Origin of the sequence: Streptomyces sp. NPDC020379 (assembly GCF_044387105.1) — a bacterium.
In the GTDB taxonomy this organism is placed as follows: domain Bacteria; phylum Actinomycetota; class Actinomycetes; order Streptomycetales; family Streptomycetaceae; genus Streptomyces.
Map to the genome: position 1 here is coordinate 72083 of NZ_JBIRVR010000025.1, position 21015 is coordinate 93097.

Sequence of the window (21015 nt, forward strand, 5' to 3'; positions counted from 1 at the left end):
GCGACAACTGCGAGAACGCTCGTTCTCCATTGGCAGGAAAGGCAATTCCATGGCTCAGCGTCCGCCGCTTCCGCCGTTCGACGAGGAGGCCGCCCGAGCCAAGGTCCAGGCCGCCGAGGACGCCTGGAACTCCTGCGACCCGGATCGGGTCGCCCTGGCCTACACCGAGGACTGCGTCTGGCGGAATCGGGACCACTTCCTCACCGGCCGCGCGGAAATCCGCGAATTCCTGCGCCTCAAGTGGGAGAAGGAACGTGACTACCGCCTGCGCAAGGACCTGTGGTCCTGGAGCGGCAACCGCATCTCCGTGCGCTTCCGTTACGACTGGCGTGACGCCGACGGCAGGCAGTGGGTCAGTTTCGGCAACGAGCAGTGGGAGTTCGACGCCGATGGCCTGATGTGTCGCCGCGAGGCCAGCATCAACGATGCCCTCGCCGTCGAATCCGCGCCGGGGGCCCACGCCCAGGATGTGTTTCTCTCAGTGGCACCACGCGAGCGGACCGGCTGAACCGCGGGCGGATGCCGTCGCGTCCGATGCGTCACCGAGGGTGGCATCAGCGGCAACGAGCGTGAAATCCTTGGGAGTCAGGGACGCGAACTCGCGGAATCCCGCCCGGCCGTGGCCCGGTTCCGTACCGCCGGCACTGCGCACGGGTCCTGTGCGGCATCAGACGAGTTCCGAGGAAGGGGAGCCTGGTGAACGGTCTCAACAAGGGGATAGAAAAAGTCGAGGTGACGCTCAAATGGGACCCGAGCCCACCCGGCACTCCCGCCACCGACCTCGACCTCATAGCCGCGACGTATCCCGCGACCGCGCCCTACGGAAGCCCCGCGTATCTCGTCTACTTCGGCAGCCGGGCCCCCGACGGCACCATCACCCTCAGCCGGGACAGCCGCACGGGCCAGGGCCTGGGCACCGACGAGGCGATGACGCTCGAACTCGACCGGCTGTCGGACGAATACGGCCGGGTGGTGGTGGGTGTGGCCATCCAGCAGAACGCCGGACGGAAGACCTTCGGCGAGGTGGCGAATACGGGCATACGCATCACTGAAGACCGCTCCGTGCTGGCCGCCGAGGATCTCACCGCCGTCGCGGCGTTCACCGCCGCGACCGTCGGGGAATTCATCCGGGACAGCTCGGGAGCGTGGGCATTCCGCAACGTGCTGCGTGGATTCGACGCCGATCCCACGGCGTTCGCCGCGATGATGGGCCGCCGCTGATTCCCGGCACGTCGGCCCGGAGCACGGAAACGGCCAGGCGGAAAGGCGTCCCCGAGGGGAGCCTTTCCGCCTGGTCACGTCATACGGTGCGCGCCGTCCGGCGCTCGCCGTCAGCTGCAGCCGCTGGTGGAGCCGCAGCCCTCGCAGAGGTAGCAGCTGCCCGCGCGGCGCATCTTCGTGCCACAGGAGAAGCACAGCGGAGCATCGGCGTTCAGGCCGAGCTGCATCTCCACCAGTTCGGTGTTGTTGTGAGCCTGCTTCGGGGCCGGGACGGCCGCCGCGGGCTGGGCGGGGGCCTCCGTCTTGGGGGCCTCGACGTGACGCGGCGCCGACTGGGCGAGGCCCTCGACGTCGACCTCGTCGTCGGTCGGCTCGTACGAACCGGTGTCCAGGTGACGCTGGCGCTCCTCGGCGGAGTGGATGCCCAGGGCCGAGCGGGTCTCGAACGGCAGGAAGTCCAGCGCCAGACGGCGGAAGATGTAGTCGACGATCGACTGCGCCATCCGGACGTCCGGGTCGTCGGTCATGCCGGCCGGCTCGAAGCGCATGTTGGTGAACTTCGAGACGTAGGTCTCCAGCGGCACGCCGTACTGCAGGCCGACGGAAACCGCGATGGAGAAGGCGTCCATCATGCCCGCCAGGGTCGAGCCCTGCTTGGACATCTTGAGGAAGACCTCACCGAGACCGTCGTCCGGGTAGGAGTTGGCGGTCATGTAGCCCTCGGCGCCACCGACCGTGAAGGAGGTGGTGATGCCCGGACGGCCCTTGGGCAGACGCTTGCGGACCGGGCGGTACTCGACGACCTTCTCCGCGGCGGGAGCGGCCTCGGGCGCCTTGGCGACCTCGGCGTCCTTCTTCTTGGCGGAGAGCGGCTGGCCCACCTTGCAGTTGTCGCGGTAGATCGCGAGCGCCTTCAGACCGAGCTTCCAGCCCTCGAAGTAGACCTCCTCGACCTCCTCGACGGTGGCCGACTCCGGCAGGTTCACCGTCTTGGAGATGGCACCGGAGAGGAACGGCTGCGCGGCGGCCATCATGCGGACGTGACCCATGGCGGAGATCGCGCGCTCACCCATGGCGCAGTCGAAGACCTCGTAGTGCTCGGTCTTCAGGCCCGGGGCGTCGATCACGTTGCCGTGCTCGGCGATGTGGGCGACGATCGCCTCGACCTGCTCCGGCTGGTAGCCCAGGCGCTTGAGGGCCTTCGGGACCGTGTTGTTCACGATCTGCATCGAGCCGCCGCCGACGAGCTTCTTGAACTTGACCAGGGCCAGGTCCGGCTCGACGCCCGTGGTGTCGCAGTCCATCATCAGGCCGATGGTGCCGGTGGGGGCCAGCACGGATGCCTGCGCGTTGCGGAAGCCGTTCTTCTCGCCGAGGCGGACGACGTCCTGCCACGCCTCGGTCGCGGCGGCCCACACCGGGGTGTCCAGGTCGTCGGCGCGCGGGGCGACGGCGTTGGCGTCCGCGTGCTGCTTCATGACGCGCTTGTGGGCGTCGGCGTTGCGGGCGTAGCCGTCGTACGGACCGACGACCGCGGCCAGCTCGGCGGAACGCTTGTAGGAGGTGCCGGTCATCAGCGAGGTGATGGCACCGGCGAGCGCGCGGCCGCCGTCGCTGTCGTACGCGTGACCGGTGGCCATCAGCAGGGCGCCGAGGTTGGCGTAGCCGATGCCGAGCTGGCGGAACGCGCGGGTCGTCTCACCGATCTTCTCGGTCGGGAAGTCGGCGAAGCAGATGGAGATGTCCATCGCCGTGATGACGAGCTCGACGACCTTGGCGAAGCGCTCGGCGTCGAACGACTGGTTGCCGTTGTCGTCGTCGCGCAGGAACTTCATGAGGTTGAGCGAGGCGAGGTTGCACGAGGAGTTGTCCAGGTGCATGTACTCGCTGCACGGGTTGGACGCGGTGATCCGGCCCGTCTCCGGCGAGGTGTGCCAGTGGTTGATCGTGTCGTCGTACTGGATGCCCGGGTCGGCGCAGGCCCAGGCCGCCTCGGCCATCTTGCGGAAGAGGCCCTTGGCGTCGATCTCCTCGATGACCTCACCGGTCATCCGGCCGCGCAGGCCGAACTTCGAACCGGTCTCGACGGCCTTCATGAACTCGTCGTTGACGCGGACGGAGTTGTTGGCGTTCTGGTACTGGACGGACGTGATGTCGTCGCCGCCCAGGTCCATGTCGAAGCCGGCGTCGCGCAGGGCGCGGACCTTCTCCTCCTCCTTCACCTTGGTCTCGATGAAGGCTTCGACGTCCGGATGGTCGACGTCGAGGACGACCATCTTGGCCGCGCGGCGGGTGGCGCCACCGGACTTGATCGTTCCTGCGGAGGCGTCGGCGCCGCGCATGAAGGAGACCGGGCCGGAGGCGTTGCCGCCGGAGGAGAGCAGCTCCTTGGAGGAGCGGATGCGGGAGAGGTTCAGGCCGGCGCCCGAGCCGCCCTTGAAGATCATGCCCTCTTCCTTGTACCAGTCGAGGATCGACTCCATGGAGTCGTCGACGGACAGGATGAAGCAGGCGGAGACCTGCTGGGGCTGGGCGGTGCCGACGTTGAACCAGACCGGCGAGTTGAAGCTGAAGACCTGGTGCAGCAGGGCGTAGCTGAGCTCGTGCTCGAAGATCTCGGCGTCCGCCGGGGAGGCGAAGTAGCCGTTCTCCTCGCCCGCCTTGCGGTAGGTCTTCACCACTCGGTCGATCAGCTGCCGCAGGCTCGACTCGCGCTCCGGCGAACCGACCGCGCCACGGAAGTACTTGCTCGTGACAATGTTGACCGCGTTGACCGACCAGAAGTCGGGGAACTCGACGCCACGCTGCTCGAAGTTGATCGAGCCGTCGCGCCAGTTGGTCATGACGACGTCACGACGCTCCCAGACCACCTCGTCGTACGGATGCACGCCGGGAGTCGTGTGGATGCGTTCGATGCGCAGACCCTTGCCGCCCTTGTTCCCCTTGGAGCGGGAACCTCGTGCCGGGCCGCTCGTCGTCTCTGTCATGCCGCCTCCCTCTACGGGCAAAACGCCCTAATGCGCCTAATTCTTCCGTGGCGCGGATGTCTGTCGTTCACCCGGGCGCGCGGGGCGCGCCGGGCAGGTCTGTGGTTGTCGCCGCTAGTCGGCGGCGGTGGCGGGCGCCGGAACCTCGGGGCTCCCGGCACGCTCACCGGCGGCCGTGACGGGCCGCTGCTCCCGGAGCTCCGCGACGGCGGCCTCGAAGTCCTCCAGCGAGTCGAACGCCTGGTACACGGACGCGAAGCGGAGATACGCGACGAGGTCGAGATCCCGGAGGGGGCCGAGTATGGCGAGGCCGACGTCATGCGTGGAGAGTTCGGCGCTGCCCGTGGCCCGCACCGCCTCCTCGACACGCTGGCCGAGCTTCGCCAGGGCGTCCTCGGTGACCGGCCGACCCTGGCACGCCTTGCGCACCCCGGAGATGACCTTGTTGCGGCTGAAGGGCTCGGTGACCCCGCTGCGCTTGATCACCATCAGTGACGCGGTCTCGACGGTCGTGAACCGGCGGGAGCAGTCGGGGCACTGGCGGCGCCTGCGGATCGAGCAGCCGTCATCGGTGGTCCGACTGTCGACCACACGGCTGTCGGGGTGCCTGCAGAAGGGGCAGTGCATGGCTCTCCACCCTCCTCACCCTCATAGGACTGTGCACGATCTTCGGCTTCGGCGACCCCTTTCCAGGGACCTCGTGAAGCAGCCCCAAGCATAGGCGATGGCCGCGGGCCGGAATGACCAGCGACGACCGTCGACCACAACTTGTGGGTAGCCGTCGCAATCAAACCACTAGATCTGGTGCCGGGCGGCGAAGCTCGCCGGAGGCGTGTCGCGCCGTCCGAGCAGGCTTCGAGCCTACGCGAGCGACCCGAACAACGGCCCCGCGGGGGCTTCGGAGACCCGCGGATGACACACTGGCCACCGGCGCCGCGACCTCCGCGCACCAGCCGCGCCCGGCCGCCGCGGACCGCCGCCTCCGGGGAGGCTTCCGCCGGTCGGCGTCCGATCCGACGGGATCCGTGAAGTCCATAGGACTTCGCACGGAAGGTTACCGTAATAGGTCGAATTGATCTTCAGCCCTACACCCTCCCACCTGATCACGTCAGGGAATCTTCGATATTTCACTCGAACGTGTGTTTGGCGCAACCTTTCGAAAGCAACTACCGTTGTCCAGCTAGGGAGAACATCTCGAGAGGGGCCGACGTGACCACCACCGCAGACAGCGCCACCATCACCGCCCAGGACCGCTCCCAGAACCGACTCGACCAGGCACACCCGATGAATGACGCAGCCATGAACGCCGAGGGGCCTAAGCCCGCTCGCGCCCTTCCCGGACGACCTCCAGGAATCCGGGCCGACAGCTCGGGCCTCACCGACCGGCAGCGGCGGGTGATCGAGGTCATCCGGGACTCCGTCCAGCGCCGGGGCTATCCGCCCTCCATGCGCGAGATCGGCCAGGCGGTGGGACTCTCGAGCACCTCCTCCGTGGCCCATCAGCTCATGGCCCTGGAGCGCAAGGGCTTCCTCCGCAGGGACCCCCACCGCCCCCGCGCGTATGAAGTGCGCGGCTCCGACCAGCCCAGCTCGCAGCCCACCGACACGACCGGCAAGCCCGCGGCCTCCTACGTGCCCCTGGTCGGCAGGATCGCCGCAGGCGGGCCCATCCTCGCCGAGGAGTCCGTGGAGGACGTCTTCCCGCTGCCGCGCCAATTGGTCGGTGACGGCGAGCTCTTCGTCCTCAAGGTGGTCGGCGACTCCATGGTCGAGGCCGCGATCTGCGACGGCGACTGGGTGACGGTGCGTCGCCAGCCGGTCGCGGAGAACGGCGATATCGTGGCCGCGATGCTCGACGGCGAGGCGACGGTCAAGCGCTTCAAGCGCGAGGACGGCCATGTATGGCTGCTCCCGCACAACGCCGCCTATCAGCCCATTCCTGGTGACGAGGCCACCATTCTGGGCAAGGTGGTAGCGGTGCTCCGCCGGGTCTGAAGGCGGCGCACGACCGAGCCCCGGGACCACTGCGCCGGTTCCGGGGCTCGCCTGTGCCCGGCGCTCCCGGCCGTGGTCCGCGGGGACGCGGGCTCTACCGCTCCTCCGCCTTCGCCGCCGCGTCGATCGCCGCCAGGGAGCGGCGGGCCTGGTTGCGGTCCGTGGTGTACCAGAAGTCCGGCATCGAGGCGCGCAGGAAGCTTCCGTAGCGCGCCTTGGCCAGCCTCGGGTCGAGCACCGCGACGACACCGCGGTCGCCGGTGGCGCGCACGAGCCGCCCGGCGCCCTGTGCCATCAGCAGCGCCGCGTGCGTCGCCGCGACCGCCATGAAGCCATTGCCGCCCGCCTCCTCCACGGCCTTCTGCCGAGCGCTCATCAGCGGGTCGTCGGGGCGCGGGAAGGGCACCCGGTCCATCACGACGAGCTGACAGCTCGGGCCGGGCACGTCGACGCCCTGCCACAGGGACAGCGTGCCGAACAGACACGTCCGCGCGTCGTCCGCGAAGGCCCGGATGAGCTCACCGAGGGTGCCCTCGCCCTGGAGCAGGATCGGCATGTCGAGCCGGCCCCGCAGTGCTTCCGCGGCGGCCTGGGCGGCCCGCATCGAGGAGAACAGCCCGAGCGTCCGGCCCCCGGCCGCCTCCACCAGCTCCGCCAGCTCGTCGAGCATGTCCGTGCGGCTGCCCTCCCGCCCGGGCTGGGAGAGGTGCTGCGCCACGTAGAGGATCCCCTGCTTGGGGTAGTCGAAGGGAGAGCCGACGTCGACGCCCTTCCACGGCGGGCTGTCCTCTCCCCCGGTGCCTTCCGGAGCCAGCCCCAGAGAGGCCCCGACCCCGTTGAAGTCCCCGCCGAGCTTGAGCGTGGCCGAGGTGAGGATCACCGAGCGCTCGGCGAAGAGCTTCTCCCGCAGCAGGCCGGAGACCGAGAGCGGGGCGACCCGCAGGGACGCTCCGAAGCGGTCGTGCCGCGCGAACCAGACGACGTCGTATTCGGAGCCCTCCACGATCCGCTCCGCCACCGCGTGGACGTTCTCCACCGCGGCCAGCGCCTGCTTGCGGACGGCGTCCTCGTCCTGGACGGACTTGTCGCGGGTGTTGCCGATGGCCGAGATCACCGTACGGGAGGCGTCGCGCAGTGCCGTCAGCGCGTACCCGAGATCCTCCGGGAGCACCTCGAGACGGCCGGGCAGCGCGAGCTCCATGAGGCGCTCGAAGGTCTCGGAGGCGGTCTGGAGCGCGTCCGCGGCCTTCTCGTCCACGAGCTTCGCGGCGCGGCGCACGGCGCGGTTGACCTGGCTCGGCGAGAGCTCGCCGGTGGCCACGCCGGTGACCCGGGAGACCAGCTCATGGGCCTCGTCGACGATGAGCACCTCATGGCTGGGCAGCACCGGCGCGCCCTCGATAGCGTCGATGGCCAGCAGGGCGTGGTTGGTGACCACGACATCGGCGAGCTTGGCCCGCTCGCGGGCGGCCTCGGCGAAGCACTCGGCGCCGTACGCGCACTTGGAGGCGGACAGGCACTCGCGGGAGGTCACCGACACCTGGGACCACGCGCGGTCGGACACGCCGGGCGTGAGGTCGTCGCGGTCGCCGGTCTCCGTCTCGTCCGACCAGTCGCGCAGGCGCAGCAGGTCCTTGCCGAGCTTGCTGCTCGGCGCGGCCGCCGTCGGGGCCACCGGCTCGGCGGGGTCGAAGAGGACCTGCTCCTCCTCCTGCGGCGCGCCCTCGTGCAGCCGGTGCAGGCACAGATAGTTCGACCGGCCCTTGAGCATGGCGAACTGCGGGCGGCGGCGCAGCAGCGGCTGAAGGGCGTCGACCGTCCGCGGAAGATCGCGCTCCACGAGCTGGCGCTGTAGCGCGAGGGTGGCGGTCGCCACGACGACGCGCTCACCGTGAGCCAGGGCCGGGACCAGATAGCCGAGGGACTTTCCGGTGCCGGTGCCGGCCTGCACCAGCAGGTGGGAATTGTCGTCGACGGCTTCGGCGACGGCTTCGGCCATGGCGGCCTGACCGGGCCGCTCTGTGCCGCCGACGGCGGAGACGGCGGCGTGCAGCAGGTCGGCGAGGGAGGGCGAGGAGGTGGCAGTCATAGCGCGTCCAGCCTAAGGGGAGGCACTGACATCTCTTGCCCGATCATGGAAATGTGCGGCGGACGGGGTTCCGCGGCGGGCGTCCGGCGGCTGTTCGTGATATCCGCGGCGGCGGCCCGTACGAGCCGCCGCCCATCACCGAGTTGGGTCGCCGCGGGGCGTTCACAGGACCCGGCGCAGCGCGCGGTCGCGGATCATCAGGGCCGCACGCTTGTCCGGCAGGTCGATCTCGGCTGTCAGCCGGAAGCCCGCGCTGAGGAACGCCGCGACCGAGGGGGTGTTACGGAGGTCGGGTTCGGCGACGACCCGGCCGCAGCAGGGCCGGCGGTCCAGGACGAGGTCGGCGACGGAGCGCAGCAGGCGGGTGCCGACGCCGCGGCCGCGGTACGAGACCTTCCCGATCAGGAGGTGGAGTCCGGTGTCGTGCGGACGGGCCGGGTAGTGGCGGGCGATGGGGTCGAGGTCGGCGCGGTAGACCTCCCAGTAGCTCATCGGCACACCGGCGAGGACTCCCAGGCAGGGCACGCTGCGGCCGTCGCCGTCGAGCTGGGCGCGAAGGTGGGCCTCGGCGACGGTCCCGGGCCCGTCGAGCTCCCAGAAGGCGGCGACCGCCGGATCGTTCATCCAGCGGGTGATGATCGGCAGGTCGCGTTCGACGCGGACGGGCACGAGCCGGAAGGGCCCCATCCCGGTCTCGACGGACCCCCAGTCCACGAGGGAGTCGAGGAGGTCCGGGCCCCGGCGCCAGGACGCGGCGACACTCCCGGGGGCGTGCGGCTCCGAGGGGTCATGGGCGATGAACTCGACGAGCTCTTCGGACAGCCGCAGGTCAAGGGTGTCGTCGGTGCTGGAACTCGCGCTGGGGTCGGTGGGCGGCACGACGGCACTCTCCTCTCGGTGCGTCCCCTGACCTTCGACAGTGCTCGGCCGGACGCCACTCGTCCGGGCTTCCGCCGGTCATCCGGCCGGCGTGGCAAGGGGGTTGGCGATGTCGACATAGACGGACTGGGTGTCGACCGGGCCGATGAGCTCGTCGAGCCCGTGCAGCCTGGTCAGCAGATTCGCCTTGCAGCGGAGCGTGGGCGACCCGAGGAGGCGGGCGGGCAGGGACGAGCCGCCCGTGCCCGGCGCGGCGGCGGCAGCCCGCAGGAAGCGCCGGAAGGCGGCCAGCAGCAGCCTCTCGTCCGCCAGCCGCTGGGCCCCGAACGCCCCGATCAGACCGAGCACGTTGTTGATGCCGAGGTAATAGGCGAAGCGCTCGTCGGCCACCTCGTCGGAGACGAACGTGTCGCTCTCCGCTCCGATTCCGGGGAGCCTGCCGTCGAGTGCGTCGCGGTGGGACTCGCGGAAGTAGTAGCCCTGGTTGTCACGGAAGCGGCCACCGGCGGGCCAGCCGTCCCGGTCCAGAAGGACCAGCGTGTTCTGCTGATGGGCCTCCAGCGCGATGCCCGCCTCGCCGTCGAGCCACAGCACGGGCCGGACGACCGCTTCCAGATACCGCAGGAACCACTCCGCGGAGACTGCTCCCGCGGGCCGCCCGGTGCGGTGCGCCAGCCGGGCCACGAGGCAGGCGAGGCGGGAGGACATGCGGGGCCGCCCGGGGCGCCCCTCGATGGCGGGCCAGGGACGTGGCGAGGCGATTCCGGCGAGGCACGCGGCGTCGTCCCCGGGGCCGAAGGGGTTGTGCCGGATGACGGCGTCCAGGCCCTTCAGCGGTGTGCCGTCCGGGTCGTCGACGGCGAGCCAGGCGGGATCGCGGACGATGTCGAACCCGAGGCCGCCGGAGCACGTCGCGCGCCACCGCTCGGCGAGGCCGCTGCGCAGCAACCGGTGCACTTCGACACCGCGTCGCAGCTCCTTGCGGAGGTTCTCCCGCCGCGAGTTGGTGATGCGCAGGCCCAGGGAGAGCTTCAGCATCGCGGGCGCGCCGGGGCGGTGCAGGGTGCGTACGGACGAGGTGGGATACCACGGCTCGCCGTGCGCGCCGAGGTCGTGGAGCAGCCCGGCTTCGAGGAGGCGGGCGACGGCCGGGCGGCCGCCCAGTTCACGTGCCTGCCAGGGATGCACCGGCAAGGCCACGGTGTCCGGTGGCAGCCGCAGTCCGGGGCCGGCGAGCCGGGCGGCGAGCGTTGCGGCGTCGACCGCCCTGCCACGCTCGGTCCACGCCGATTCGCCGGCCAGCAGGGAGCGGTGGACGGCCAGCCAGTGCAGCGGGAAGGAGCCGCGCGTCTCGGGTGAGTAGACGCGGGATTCGGCTTCGGAGAGGCCCTCGCGGCTCTTGGGCGCGGGGTGGAGGGGGTGTCCGAGCAGCAGGGACTGTTCCGCGTAGAGGAAGAGGTCGTCGCCGTCCGGGTCGGTGGGCCGTGCGCGCCGGTCCGCGAGGAAGTCCGCCGTACGGCGGGCCGAGTCCGCGACCCGGCCGACGAGTTCGGCCGCTGATCGACCGGCCGGTGCCGACCGGTGCGCGGCCTCCCTGCCGAGGAGTGCGGCCAGGGTGACGGCGTCGACGGGCGGGGCGTCGGCCGGGCCGTCCGCCAGGCTGGGCAGCCCGAAGCGGTGCCAGCCGGTGGCGGACCAGTAGTGCACGGGGACGCGCAGTGCGGCACCGCTGGCGGTGAGGGGCAGTCGCAGCACGCTGCCGTCCGGGCGGGCGATGTCGTTCTCCCGCACCCAGCAGCGCAGCAGGCCCTCCACGGTGGCCGCGTCCGCGGCGGCCCCGGGGTCGGGGTGCTCCAGTGGGTCGATGGCGGCCGGCGTACGAGGGTCGGGGCCCGCGCCCTGGCCCGGCACCGCAGGCGTCCTGGGCTGACCGGTGAAGCGGTGGTCCCGGTGGACGGCGGATGCCTCGGTCCCGGTGGATGCGTTCATACGGTGTGCGGCACGCGTGCCCCGGCATCAGGCCGGGGTCGCGGGGCCTGCCTCCTTCGGCGTGCTCGGAGTGGCTGCGCGGCGGTGGGTCCGGTCGACCGCGGCGAGCGCGTCCGCCAGTCGGTCGAGAACGGCTTCCGTCTGCTCGTCGGTGATCGTGAGAGGAGGCAGGAGGCGTACGACGGAGGAGTGCGGGCCGCCGAGTCCGACGATGAGCCCCCGGCGCAGGCACTCGCGCCGCACGGCGGCGGCCGGTCCGGGCGCGCACTCGATGCCGATCATGAGGCCGATCCCCCGAACCTCACCGACGCACGCGTGGTCGAGTGTCCGGAGCCGCCGGAGGATGTGCGCGCCGAGTGCCGCCGCGCGCCCGGCGAGGCGGTTCTCCCGTACGTACCGCAGGGTCGCCGTGCCCGCCGCCATGGCCAGTTGATTGCCCCGGCAGGTGTCCGCGCGGTCGGCTGGCAGGCGGCCGCCGAGCCCGGCGTGGTGGACGACGGCGGCAAGGGGGAGGCTGCCGCCGATGGCGTGGGACAGCACCATCACATCGGGCACGATGCCGCTGTGCTCCACGGCCCAGAAAGCGCCGGTGCGCCCGACACCGGTCACCGTCTCGTCCACGACGAGGGGGATCGCGCGGGCCGCGGTGATGTCGCGTGCTCGCCGCAGCAGGCCGTCCGGCGCCGGGAGCACGGCACTCTCGCCCGCCACGGGCTCGACGACCACCGCGGCCGGTGCGCGTCCGCCGCTCCCCAGGGCCGTGAGGAACACGTCGGACAGCCCGGACAGAGCGAGGGAGGTCTCGGCCGGGGCGCCGGAAAGGGTGAGCACTTCCGTGCGGCCGGTCGCGGCCCGTACGAGTGCGGCGGCCTCCCGCAGCGCGTCGGCGGCCGTCGGGCCGCAGAACCGGATCCGTGCCCCGTCGGCCAGACCGCGCGGCAGCGTGGCCAGCAACTCGCCGGTGAACGCTTCCCGTACGGGTGTGGCGAGATCCGGCGCGTGCAGTGGGGCGCCCGAGTCAAGCACGGCGCGGATCGCTTCGAGCACGACCGGGTGATTGTGGCCGAGCGCCAACGCGCCCGCTCCCGAGAGGCAGTCGAGATAGCGGCGGCCGTCGGCGCCCTCGACCGTCAGCCCCCGGGCACGCACCGGCACGACCGGCAGCGAGCGGGCGTACGTACGGGCCGCCGCCTCCCGGGCCGGCTGCCGCCGGAGGACGCTCTCACGGGTCGTCGGCGGCGAGGTCGTTGGCAACCGGGTCAAGGTCACGGCTCTGGGACCTCCTGGTGCTGAACTCCGGTCGGTTCTCCCCTGTACGTACCAACGACGCCGCGAGCGGCGGAACACGGCCGACCGTCAAGAACCTTCGGCCCGGAACCGGGGACCCGCCCGAGCCCGTCTCCCACCGCACCGGCATAGTGGGGTCCTGCCACCCCATTGGGGCGGTACATGACAAATTCATAGGGGTCCGCGCCCAGCGCGGGCCCGCTGCGCCAAGAGATCGATTCAGGGGGAACCCACTCCATGCCATCCATCCGCCGGCCCGCGCTGGCAGCGGCCGCTCTGACCGCCGCGCTGGCCCTGACAGCCACCGCGTGCGGTCCTTCCGAGGACAAGGCGTCCGGCAGCGACAAGCCCAGCGCCTCCGCCGCCCAGACGGGCGACGACGGCATCCAGCTGCCCAAGAACCTGCCCTCATCCCTCAAGGACCTGGACAAGTGGAAGAACGGCGCTTGGAAGAACTGGGACAAGGACCAGTGGCTCCGCGAGGCCCGTGACTTCATCAACCCCATCATCAAGGGCCACTGGAAGCCCGACACCATGAAGGACGCCCGCTCCAGCGACAAGACGCTGTCGAGCAAGGGCGCCCCGGGCAGCGCGCCCGGCGCTTCCGGCGACCAGGGTGTCACCGACCCGGAGCCGAAGGCGGTGACGGCCAAGTCGGTCGACCTGCCTTACCACAACAACGCCGCCCCGGTCGGCAAGGTCTTCTTCGACAGCCCCGAGGGCCACATGGTCTGTTCGGCAACGGTCGTCAAGGACCCGGCACACCCCGGCAAGTCCAACATGGTGTGGACAGCGGGCCACTGCGTGCACGCGGGCAAGAGCGGCGGCTGGTACCGCAACATCGCCTTCGTGCCGTCCTACAACGACAAGGGCCTGCCGAGCGCACAGGTCAACACCGCGCCGGTGCAGGACGTCGCTCCGTACGGCGTGTGGTGGGCGGACTGGGCGCAGACGTCCTCGCAGTGGATCACGCAGGGCGCCGAGACCGGGGGTGCGGGTGCCCCCTACGACTTCTCCGTGCTGCACGTGAAGCCGGAGACCGCTTCCGGCAAGTCCCTCGAGGAGACCGTCGGCAACGCCCTCACCGTGGACTTCGACGCCCCGCAGGTGAAGTCCATCCAGTCGATGGGCGCTTGGGGCTACCCGGCCGCGCCGCCCTTCGACGGGCAGAAGATGTACGACTGCGTCGACAAGCCCGGCCGGCTGACGATCGACCCGTCGCAGCCGACGATGTACCGCATCGGCTGCACCATGACCGGCGGTTCGTCCGGCGGTGGCTGGTTCGCCCAGCGCGACGGCAAGGTGGTGCTGGTCTCCAACACCTCCATCGGCCCGGCCAACAGCACCTGGCTCGCCGGCCCGCACCTGGGCCCGGAGGCCAAGGGCGTCTATGACGGCATCAGCCGGAAGTTCGCCAACCAGTAAGCGGTGCAGCCGAAGGCCCGCCCCCGGACGGGGCGGGCCTTCGCGTGTGCATGCGCGCGGCAGGCGGTCAGCCGCGGGCCGCCGGGACGTAGCGCTGGAGCTCCGCGGCCAGCTCCTCGTGGACCCGCGCCTTGAGGAGCGTGCCCTCCGGGGTGTGCTCCTCGGAGATCACCTCACCGTCGGCGTGCGTCCGCGCGACGAGGCCGCCCTGGGTGTACGGCACGAGCGCCTCGATCTCGACGGAGGGCCGGGGCAGCTCGGCGTCGATCAGCTCCAGCAGTTCCGCGATGCCCTCACCGGTGCGCGCGGAGACGGCCAGCGAGTGCTTCTCGATGCGCAGCAGGCGCTGGAGCACGAGCGGGTCGGCCGCGTCCGCCTTGTTGATCACGACGATCTCCGGCACGTCGACCGCGCCGACCTCGCGGATCACCTCGCGCACGGCGGCCAGCTGCTCCTCCGGTGCCGGGTGCGAGCCGTCCACCACGTGCAGGATCAGGTCGGAGTCCCCGACCTCCTCCATGGTGGAGCGGAACGCCTCGACCAGGTGGTGCGGCAGGTGGCGTACGAAGCCGACGGTGTCGGCCAGGGTGTAAAGCCGCCCGCTGGGCGTCTCGGCCCGGCGCACGGTCGGGTCGAGGGTGGCGAACAGCGAGTTCTCCACCAGCACACCGGCTCCCGTGAGCCGGTTGAGCAGCGAGGACTTGCCCGCGTTGGTGTATCCGGCGATGGCGACCGAGGGCACCTTGTTGCGCCGGCGCTCCTGCCGCTTGATGTCGCGGCCGGTCTTCATCTCCGCGATCTCCCGGCGCATCTTCGCCATCTTCTCGCGGATCCGCCGACGGTCCGTCTCGATCTTGGTCTCACCGGGACCACGCGTGGCCATGCCGCCGCCGGACGAACCGGAGCCGCCGCCACCCATCTGCCGGGAGAGCGACTGACCCCAGCCGCGCAGCCTCGGCAGCATGTACTGCATCTGGGCCAGGGAGACCTGGGCCTTGCCCTCGCGGGACTTGGCGTGCTGGGCGAAGATGTCGAGGATCAGGGCGGTCCGGTCGACCACCTTGACCTTGACGACGTCCTCGAGATGGATGAGCTGGCCGGGGCTGAGCTCACCGTCACAGACCACGGTGTCGGCGCCGGACTCCAGGACGATGTCCCGCAGCTCCAGCGCCTTGCCCGAGCCGATGTACGTGGCCGGGTCCGGCTTGTCGCGGCGCTGCACGACGCCGTCGAGCACGAGGGCGCCCGCCGTCTCGGCGAGGGCGGCCAGCTCCGCGAGGGAGTTCTCCGCGTCCTGCACGGTGCCCGACGTCCACACGCCCACCAGCACCACGCGCTCCAGGCGCAGCTGCCGGTACTCGACCTCGGTGACGTCCTCCAGCTCGGTGGAGAGTCCCGCCACCCGGCGCAGCGCCGCGCGCTCGGAGCGGTCGTACTGCTCGCCGTCGCGCTCCCCGTCGATCTCGTGGCTCCAGGCGACGTCCTCTTCCATCAGGGCGTCGGCCCGAAGGCTCTCCGGGAGGCTCTGCCGGTCCTGCGGAAGGGAAGAAGAGGAGGTCATTTGATCCTTACGTCGTTGGGAAGTGGCGGCCCCCGACGGGAGGCCACACCGTCGACAACGTGCGGTGGCCCCCGGAGATTCCCGGGGCCGGCCCCGCGCCGACGTGTCGATGTTCCCACGCCGCCGCGGGGGCGTCACGCGGGTTTCCGAGTGGGCTTCCAGTCGGGGTGGCCCGGCATGGGCGGGGTGGTGGGCCCGTACAGCCAGTCGCGCAGGAACTGCGTCAGGTCCTGATGCGAGATCCGCGAAGCGAGGGCGGTGAAGTCGGCCGTGGTCGCGGTGGAGTCGCGGTGGCGGGCGACCCACTGGCGCTCCAGGCTCTCGAAGGCGGGAGCCCCGATCTTCTCGCGCAGCGCGTAGAGCACCACCGCGCTGCCGTCGTAGACGATCGGCCGGAAGATACTGATCTTCTTCCCGGGCGCGGGCCCCTTGGGAGCGGCGGGCGGGCCCCCGTCGGCGCGCATGACGTCCGAGAACTCGTACGCCATGCGCATCCGGTCGGCGAACTTCGTGCCGCCCTTCTCCTCCGCGTACAGCGCCTCGTACCAGGTGGCGTGGCCTTCGTTGAGCCAGAGGTCGGACCACATCCGGGGGCTGACGCTGTCGCCGAACCACTGGTGGGCGAGCTCGTGCACCATGATCGATTCGAGGTACCAGTCGGGGATGTCGGTCCGGGTGAACAAGGCGCGCTCGAACAGGGACAGCGTCTGCGTCTCCAGCTCGAAGCCGGTCGACGCGTCGGCCATCAGGACGCCGTAGGTCTCGAAGGGGAAGGCACCGACCCGCTTCTCCATCCAGGCGATCTGGTCGGGGGTCCTCGCCGTCCACTTCTCCAGCCGCTGCTGCTCGGCGGCGGGCACCACATCGCGGAGGGGCAGCCCGTGGGGGCCGCTGCGGCGGGGGACGGCGGACCTGCCGATGGCAACCTGCGCGAGCTCGGTGGCCATGGGATGCGCGGTCCGGTACGTCCAGGTGGTCTCCTCGCCGCGGGTGACCCGGCCCAGGGGCAGGCCGTTCGCGACCACGGTCAGGTCCTTGGGCGCGGTGACGTGGAAGGTGAAACGGGCCTTGTCGGAGGGATGGTCGCTGCCCGGGAAGATCCGGTGGGCGGCGTCGGCCTGATTGGCCATGACCAGCCCGTCGCTCGTACGGACCCAGCCGCCGTCCCCGGCGCCGCGCGGGTCGCTGGTGTGGCGCACCTTGACCGTGAAGCGGCCGTGGGGCGGCAGGGCCCTCGCGGGAGTGACGACGAGGTCCTCCTTGACGGGCGTGAACTCCGCGGGCGCTCCGTTGACCTCGATCGAGCGGACGGTGCCCTGGGTGAAGTCCAGGTTGAAGTGGTCCAGCCAGGAGGTCGTCTCGGCCCTGATGGTGGTCACGGCGTCGAGCGGACGGTCGTTGCCGTGGTAGTCGAGGGCGATGTCGTAGTCGGCCACGTCGAAGCCCGGGTTCCCCAAATACGGGAAGAGCCGGTCGCCGATCCCCTCCGGCGTGGCGGCCGGCGGGGCGGCGGCGCCCACGAGGAGGGCCGTGGCTGCGGCCGTGGAGAAGGCGGCCCGGCGGCGTACTGACCGACGGCGGTTCGGGGAGCGCGTCCCGGGAGAGTGCGGCATGCGTCCACCGCTATCAGCGTGGAAGGCCCCACCGTCGGCGGCACGACGCCGCCCCACCCATATGAGCGTTTCGGAAGGCTGTACGAGCGTCACACCGGTGGACGTCTTCCGCGTGAGGCCCGCACGCGGTCGCACGCCCAGGAGGCTTCCCGGCGTCGTCCCGGGCCACCTCCCCGAACGGCTAGAGGCGGGCTCCGGCGAAGGCCCGCCCCGCCCTTTCGACGTCATAGACCCCAGGGACGCGCCGCATGGCCCGGATCAGCTCCGGCAGCTGGGCGGCGTCGGCCAGTTGGAGGGTGTAGGTGTGCCGCACGCGCTGCTCGTGCGGTGGTTCGACGGCGGCCGAGATGACCGCGGCCCCCTCCCCCGCGATGGCCTCGGTGAGGTCGGCCAGCAGATGCGGCCTGCTGAACGATTCGGCGAGGAGCGTCACCCTGTAGTCGAAGGCCCCCGCGCTCTCCGGGCTGCTCCAGCGCACCTCCACCGGGTGGCGCCCCGAGGTGACCATCCGGCCCACTGCGGGACAGTGCGCGCGGTGCACGGTCACCGCGCCGCCCCGCACGGCGAAGCCGGTGACCTCGTCGGGCGGTACGGGCGTACAGCAGCCCGCGAGGCGCACGCTGGTGGCCGCCAGGTCGGTGCCGTCGGCGGTGACCACGACGGGCCACCGGGGGGCCTGGGCCGTGGAGCGCGGCGGCGGACAGGGGCGGTCCGGTGTCAGGGGCGCGAGCGGGGCGACGGGGTCCGGCGCCGGGTGTGTGGCCAGCCAGCGCTCGATGGCGATGCGCGCCGCCGGCGTACGGGCGTGCTCCAGCCAGTCCGGGGACGGCCCGGAGGCGGTGTCGCGGGACATCAGCAGCTGGAGGGTGTCGCCGTCGCTCAGCACCGTGCTGAGCGTCGCCAGCCGGCCGTTGACCCGTGCGCCGATGCAGCTGTGCGCGCCGTCGCCGTACTGCGCGTACGCCGCGTCGACACAGCTCGACCCGGCCGGGAGGCCGATCGTGCCTCCGTCGGCGCGGAAGACGGTGACCTCGCGGTCCTGGGCCAGTTCGTCCCGCAGGGAGGTCCAGAAGGTGTCCGGGTCGGGCGTGGCCCGCTGCCACTCCAGGAGCCGGGAGAGCCAGCCGGGCCGGGTGGGGTCGACGCGCTCGCCGTCCGCCGCGTCGGGTGTCTCGGGGGCCGCGTAGGGGTTCCCCAGGGCGACGACACCGGCCTCGGCGACGCGGTGCATCTGGTGCGTGCGGATGAGCACCTGCGCGGCCTCGCCGCTCGGGCCGGCCACGGCTGTGTGCAGCGACTGGTAGAGGTTGAACTTCGGCACCGCGATGAAGTCCTTGAACTCCGAGACGAACGGCGTGAAGCACGTGTGGAGTTCGCCGAGGACCGCGTAGCAGTCGGCGTCCTCCGCGACGAGCACCAGGAGCCGCCCCAGGTCCGATCCGGTCACCCTGCCGCGCTTGAGCCGCACCCGGTGGACGGAGACGAAGTGCCGGGAGCGGACGAGGACGTCGGCCGCGATGCCCGCTTCGCGCAGCACGGCGCGCACCCGCTCGGCCGTCTCCACCAGTGGATCGGGGCGGTCCGCGTGGGCGAGGACGAGGTCGCGGGTGCGGGCGTACTCCTCGGGGTGGAGGATCGCGAAGACCAGGTCCTCCAGCTCGGTCTTGAGTGCCTGGACTCCCAGCCGCTCCGCGAGCGGGATCAGCACATCCCGGGTGACCTTGGCGATGCGCGCCTGCTTCTCGGGGCGCATCACACCGAGCGTGCGCATGTTGTGCAGCCGGTCGGCGAGCTTGATGGACATCACGCGGACGTCGTTGCCGGTGGCGACGAGCATCTTGCGGAAGGTCTCGGGCTCGGCCGCCGCGCCGTAGTCGACCTTCTCCAGCTTGGTGACGCCGTCGACCAGGAAGCGGACCTCCTCGCCGAACTGACAGCGCACCTGATCCAGTGTCACCTCGGTGTCCTCGACGGTGTCGTGCAGGAGGGAGGCGGTCAAGGTGGTGGTCTCGGCGCCCAGTTCGGCGAGGATCAGGGTCACCGCGAGCGGGTGGGTGATGTACGGTTCGCCGCTCTTGCGCGTCTGACCGCGGTGGGAGGACTCGGCGAGGAGATACGCCCGGCGCAGGATATCGAGGTCCGCGCCGGGATGGTGGGCCCGGTGGACCTTGGCCACATGGTCGATGGCGTCCGGGAGGCGGCCGCGTGACCCGGAGCCGCTGAGCGCCGCGCGCCCCAGCCGCCTCAGGTCGATGCGGGCACGGCCGCGCCTGCGGCCGAGAGCACCTTCATTCGGGGCCTCTGCGCTCATGGGCACCTCCGGCAGCGTCGACCGGTGGCCGGCCCGTCGCCTCCAGACCCCGGTGCTTGATGTTACCGAGCCCATCACGCGCCGCTCACCCGCTCTCGCCCAGAGTGAAACGGATCACCCATTCGAGCGAGCCACGCAGCCAGGAGTTCGGCAGTCGCGCGGAACCGCGGTAGTGCGGGGGTCAGGCGAGCGCCGTGGCCAGCCAGGAAGCGTCGAACACGCCCTCCGCGACGATGACCGCGGGGCCGGTCATCTCCACCGTTCCGTCCGGGGACTCACCGATCACCAGACGGCCGCCCGGGAGGTCCACGGTGTAGCTGACCGGAACGCCGGTGCGCGTGGGGTCGACGCCGTCCCGGCGGGCCGTCGCGACCATCACCGCACAGGCTCCGGTGCCGCAGGAACGGGTCTCGCCGGAACCGCGCTCGTGCACCCTCATGGCGACGTGGCGCGGGCCGCGGTCGACGACGAACTCGACATTGGTGCCGTCCGGGTAGGTGGCGGCGGGCGTGACCACGGGCGCGTCGAACAGGTTCCCCGCGTCCGCGAGGTCATCGGTGAACAGCACGGCGTGCGGATTGCCCATGTTGACGTTGCGGGCGGGCCAGCTGCGGTCCCCGACCGTGACGGTGACGTCCCCTTCGGGCAGCACCGCCTTGCCCATCGACACGGTGATGTCGCCGTCCAGGCCGTCCTTGGCGATGTGCGCCCGGCGGATGCCCGCGCGGGTCGCGACCGCGAGGTCACCGGCCCCGGCGAGGCCGGCGCGCTGGAGGTACCGGGCGAAGACGCGGACGCCGTTGCCGCACATCTCGCCGATGGAGCCGTCGCTGTTGCGGTAGTCCATGAACCACTCCGCCTCGGCGGCCATGGCGCGCGCCTCGGGGTCCGCGGCGGACCGCACGACCCGCAGGACACCGTCGGCCCCCAGGCCCGCCCGGCGGTCGCACAGCCGGGCGACGGCAGCCGGTGACAGCTCGATCCGGCCGTCGTGGTCGGGGATGATCACGAAGTCGTTCTCGGTGCCGTGACCCTTGAGGAAGGCGATCTGCGCGGTACTCACGCTTCGATGGTACGGGGCCTCGCCGGACGCGCTTCCCGGGGCCGACCGCGGGTGGTGTCATCCGCACCGCGGTTCCGCCGCCAGCGGCTAACGCAGGCGCGCCACGCGCCACACGGCCAGGACGACCACCACCGCGACCAGGACGACGTAGGCCGCCACATACCGCCAGTCCGGGCGGTTCCCGGAGCCTCTCGGCGGCAGCCCGGGCCAGGTGTAGCCGACGCGGCGGGCCGCCATCACGGCCCAGCCCGCGGCGCAGCAGCTGATGAGCAGCCCGAGCATCGCCACGACCGGCCCGCCGTCCCCGAACTCGAAGGCGAGCGGGAAGGCGAACATCAGCGAGCCGGTGGCGGCCAGCGCCACGATGGGAGCGATCTGCCAGACGCGCAGCCTGCGCTGGGGGCGCAGCTCGCGGAACGAGGCGGGCACCGGAACGGTGACACCGGTCACCGAGCCGTCGGTCTCCTCGGGGCCGTCCGGAGTGAGCGCTTCCGGCTCATCCCGCGGCGGCTGCTGCGGTCTGTCACGAGGGCCGGCCTCCATCGCCACGCGCCCTCCCCACTCGGACTTCACCGCTCGATCGACCGCTTGATGA

The 21015-nt window shown here is 71.4% G+C and carries 15 protein-coding genes; 4 read left to right on the top strand and 11 right to left on the bottom strand.

Features of this window, described 5'->3' with window-relative positions:
- Window positions 1–49: 49 nt before the first annotated feature.
- Complete coding sequence (locus ACH427_RS27225; protein WP_398873501.1) at window positions 50–508, top strand: nuclear transport factor 2 family protein; 459 nt, start codon at window positions 50–52, stop codon at window positions 506–508.
- Between the two features lie 188 nt (window positions 509–696).
- Entirely contained in the window at window positions 697–1221 is a 525-nt protein-coding gene (locus tag ACH427_RS27230) for a TerD family protein (protein ID WP_398873503.1), read from the top strand.
- A 110-nt stretch (window positions 1222–1331) separates the two neighbouring features.
- Here ACH427_RS27230 and ACH427_RS27235 read toward each other — a convergent pair whose 3' ends face one another.
- Together ACH427_RS27235 and nrdR are read right to left on the bottom strand one after the other, a co-directional pair.
- On the bottom strand, window positions 1332–4208 hold the full coding sequence (locus ACH427_RS27235) for a vitamin B12-dependent ribonucleotide reductase (RefSeq protein WP_398873505.1): 2877 nt from the start codon (window positions 4206–4208) through the stop codon (window positions 1332–1334).
- Window positions 4209–4322: 114 nt separating this feature from the next.
- Window positions 4323–4835 (bottom strand): transcriptional regulator NrdR, encoded by a 513-nt coding sequence (gene nrdR / locus ACH427_RS27240; RefSeq protein WP_398873507.1) that lies wholly within the window; start codon window positions 4833–4835, stop codon window positions 4323–4325.
- A gap of 582 nt (window positions 4836–5417) precedes the next feature.
- On the opposite strand from nrdR, the gene lexA reads away from it, so the two are divergent.
- A complete protein-coding gene (gene lexA, locus ACH427_RS27245; protein WP_361520735.1) occupies window positions 5418–6203 on the top strand; it encodes a transcriptional repressor LexA in 786 nt (261 codons plus the stop codon).
- A 94-nt stretch (window positions 6204–6297) separates the two neighbouring features.
- On the opposite strand, the gene ACH427_RS27250 is transcribed toward lexA, so the two are convergent.
- The 4 genes from ACH427_RS27250 to ACH427_RS27265 all read right to left on the bottom strand — a co-directional run bounded on the left by ACH427_RS27250 (window position 6298) and on the right by ACH427_RS27265 (window position 12429).
- On the bottom strand, window positions 6298–8292 hold the full coding sequence (locus tag ACH427_RS27250) for an ATP-dependent DNA helicase (RefSeq protein WP_398873509.1): 1995 nt from the start codon (window positions 8290–8292) through the stop codon (window positions 6298–6300).
- A gap of 162 nt (window positions 8293–8454) precedes the next feature.
- Window positions 8455–9171 (bottom strand): GNAT family N-acetyltransferase, encoded by a 717-nt coding sequence (locus ACH427_RS27255; RefSeq protein WP_398873511.1) that lies wholly within the window; start codon window positions 9169–9171, stop codon window positions 8455–8457.
- A gap of 78 nt (window positions 9172–9249) precedes the next feature.
- A complete protein-coding gene (locus ACH427_RS27260; RefSeq protein WP_398873513.1) occupies window positions 9250–11160 on the bottom strand; it encodes an IucA/IucC family protein in 1911 nt (636 codons plus the stop codon).
- A gap of 27 nt (window positions 11161–11187) precedes the next feature.
- Window positions 11188–12429, bottom strand: a complete 1242-nt coding sequence (locus ACH427_RS27265; RefSeq protein ID WP_398873515.1) for an aminotransferase class III-fold pyridoxal phosphate-dependent enzyme — start codon at window positions 12427–12429, stop codon at window positions 11188–11190.
- A gap of 255 nt (window positions 12430–12684) precedes the next feature.
- Between ACH427_RS27265 and ACH427_RS27270 the strand changes: the two genes are divergently transcribed.
- Complete coding sequence (locus ACH427_RS27270; protein WP_398873517.1) at window positions 12685–13872, top strand: trypsin-like serine peptidase; 1188 nt, start codon at window positions 12685–12687, stop codon at window positions 13870–13872.
- Window positions 13873–13939: 67 nt separating this feature from the next.
- Here ACH427_RS27270 and hflX read toward each other — a convergent pair whose 3' ends face one another.
- From hflX to ACH427_RS27295, 5 genes are all read right to left on the bottom strand, one after another.
- Entirely contained in the window at window positions 13940–15433 is a 1494-nt protein-coding gene (gene hflX, locus ACH427_RS27275; protein WP_398873519.1) for a GTPase HflX, read from the bottom strand.
- A 134-nt stretch (window positions 15434–15567) separates the two neighbouring features.
- Window positions 15568–17046: a M1 family metallopeptidase gene (locus tag ACH427_RS27280; RefSeq protein ID WP_398873521.1), complete on the bottom strand. Its 1479-nt coding sequence runs from the start codon at window positions 17044–17046 to the stop codon at window positions 15568–15570.
- A gap of 181 nt (window positions 17047–17227) precedes the next feature.
- A complete protein-coding gene (locus ACH427_RS27285) occupies window positions 17228–19357 on the bottom strand; it encodes a RelA/SpoT family protein (RefSeq protein WP_398873523.1) in 2130 nt (709 codons plus the stop codon).
- A gap of 181 nt (window positions 19358–19538) precedes the next feature.
- The gene (gene dapF, locus ACH427_RS27290) at window positions 19539–20420 is read right to left on the bottom strand and encodes a diaminopimelate epimerase (RefSeq protein WP_398873525.1); all 882 of its coding nucleotides are present in this window, start codon (window positions 20418–20420) and stop codon (window positions 19539–19541) included.
- Between the two features lie 87 nt (window positions 20421–20507).
- Window positions 20508–20963, bottom strand: a complete 456-nt coding sequence (locus ACH427_RS27295; protein ID WP_398873559.1) for a hypothetical protein — start codon at window positions 20961–20963, stop codon at window positions 20508–20510.
- Between the last annotated feature and the right edge of the window lie 52 nt (window positions 20964–21015).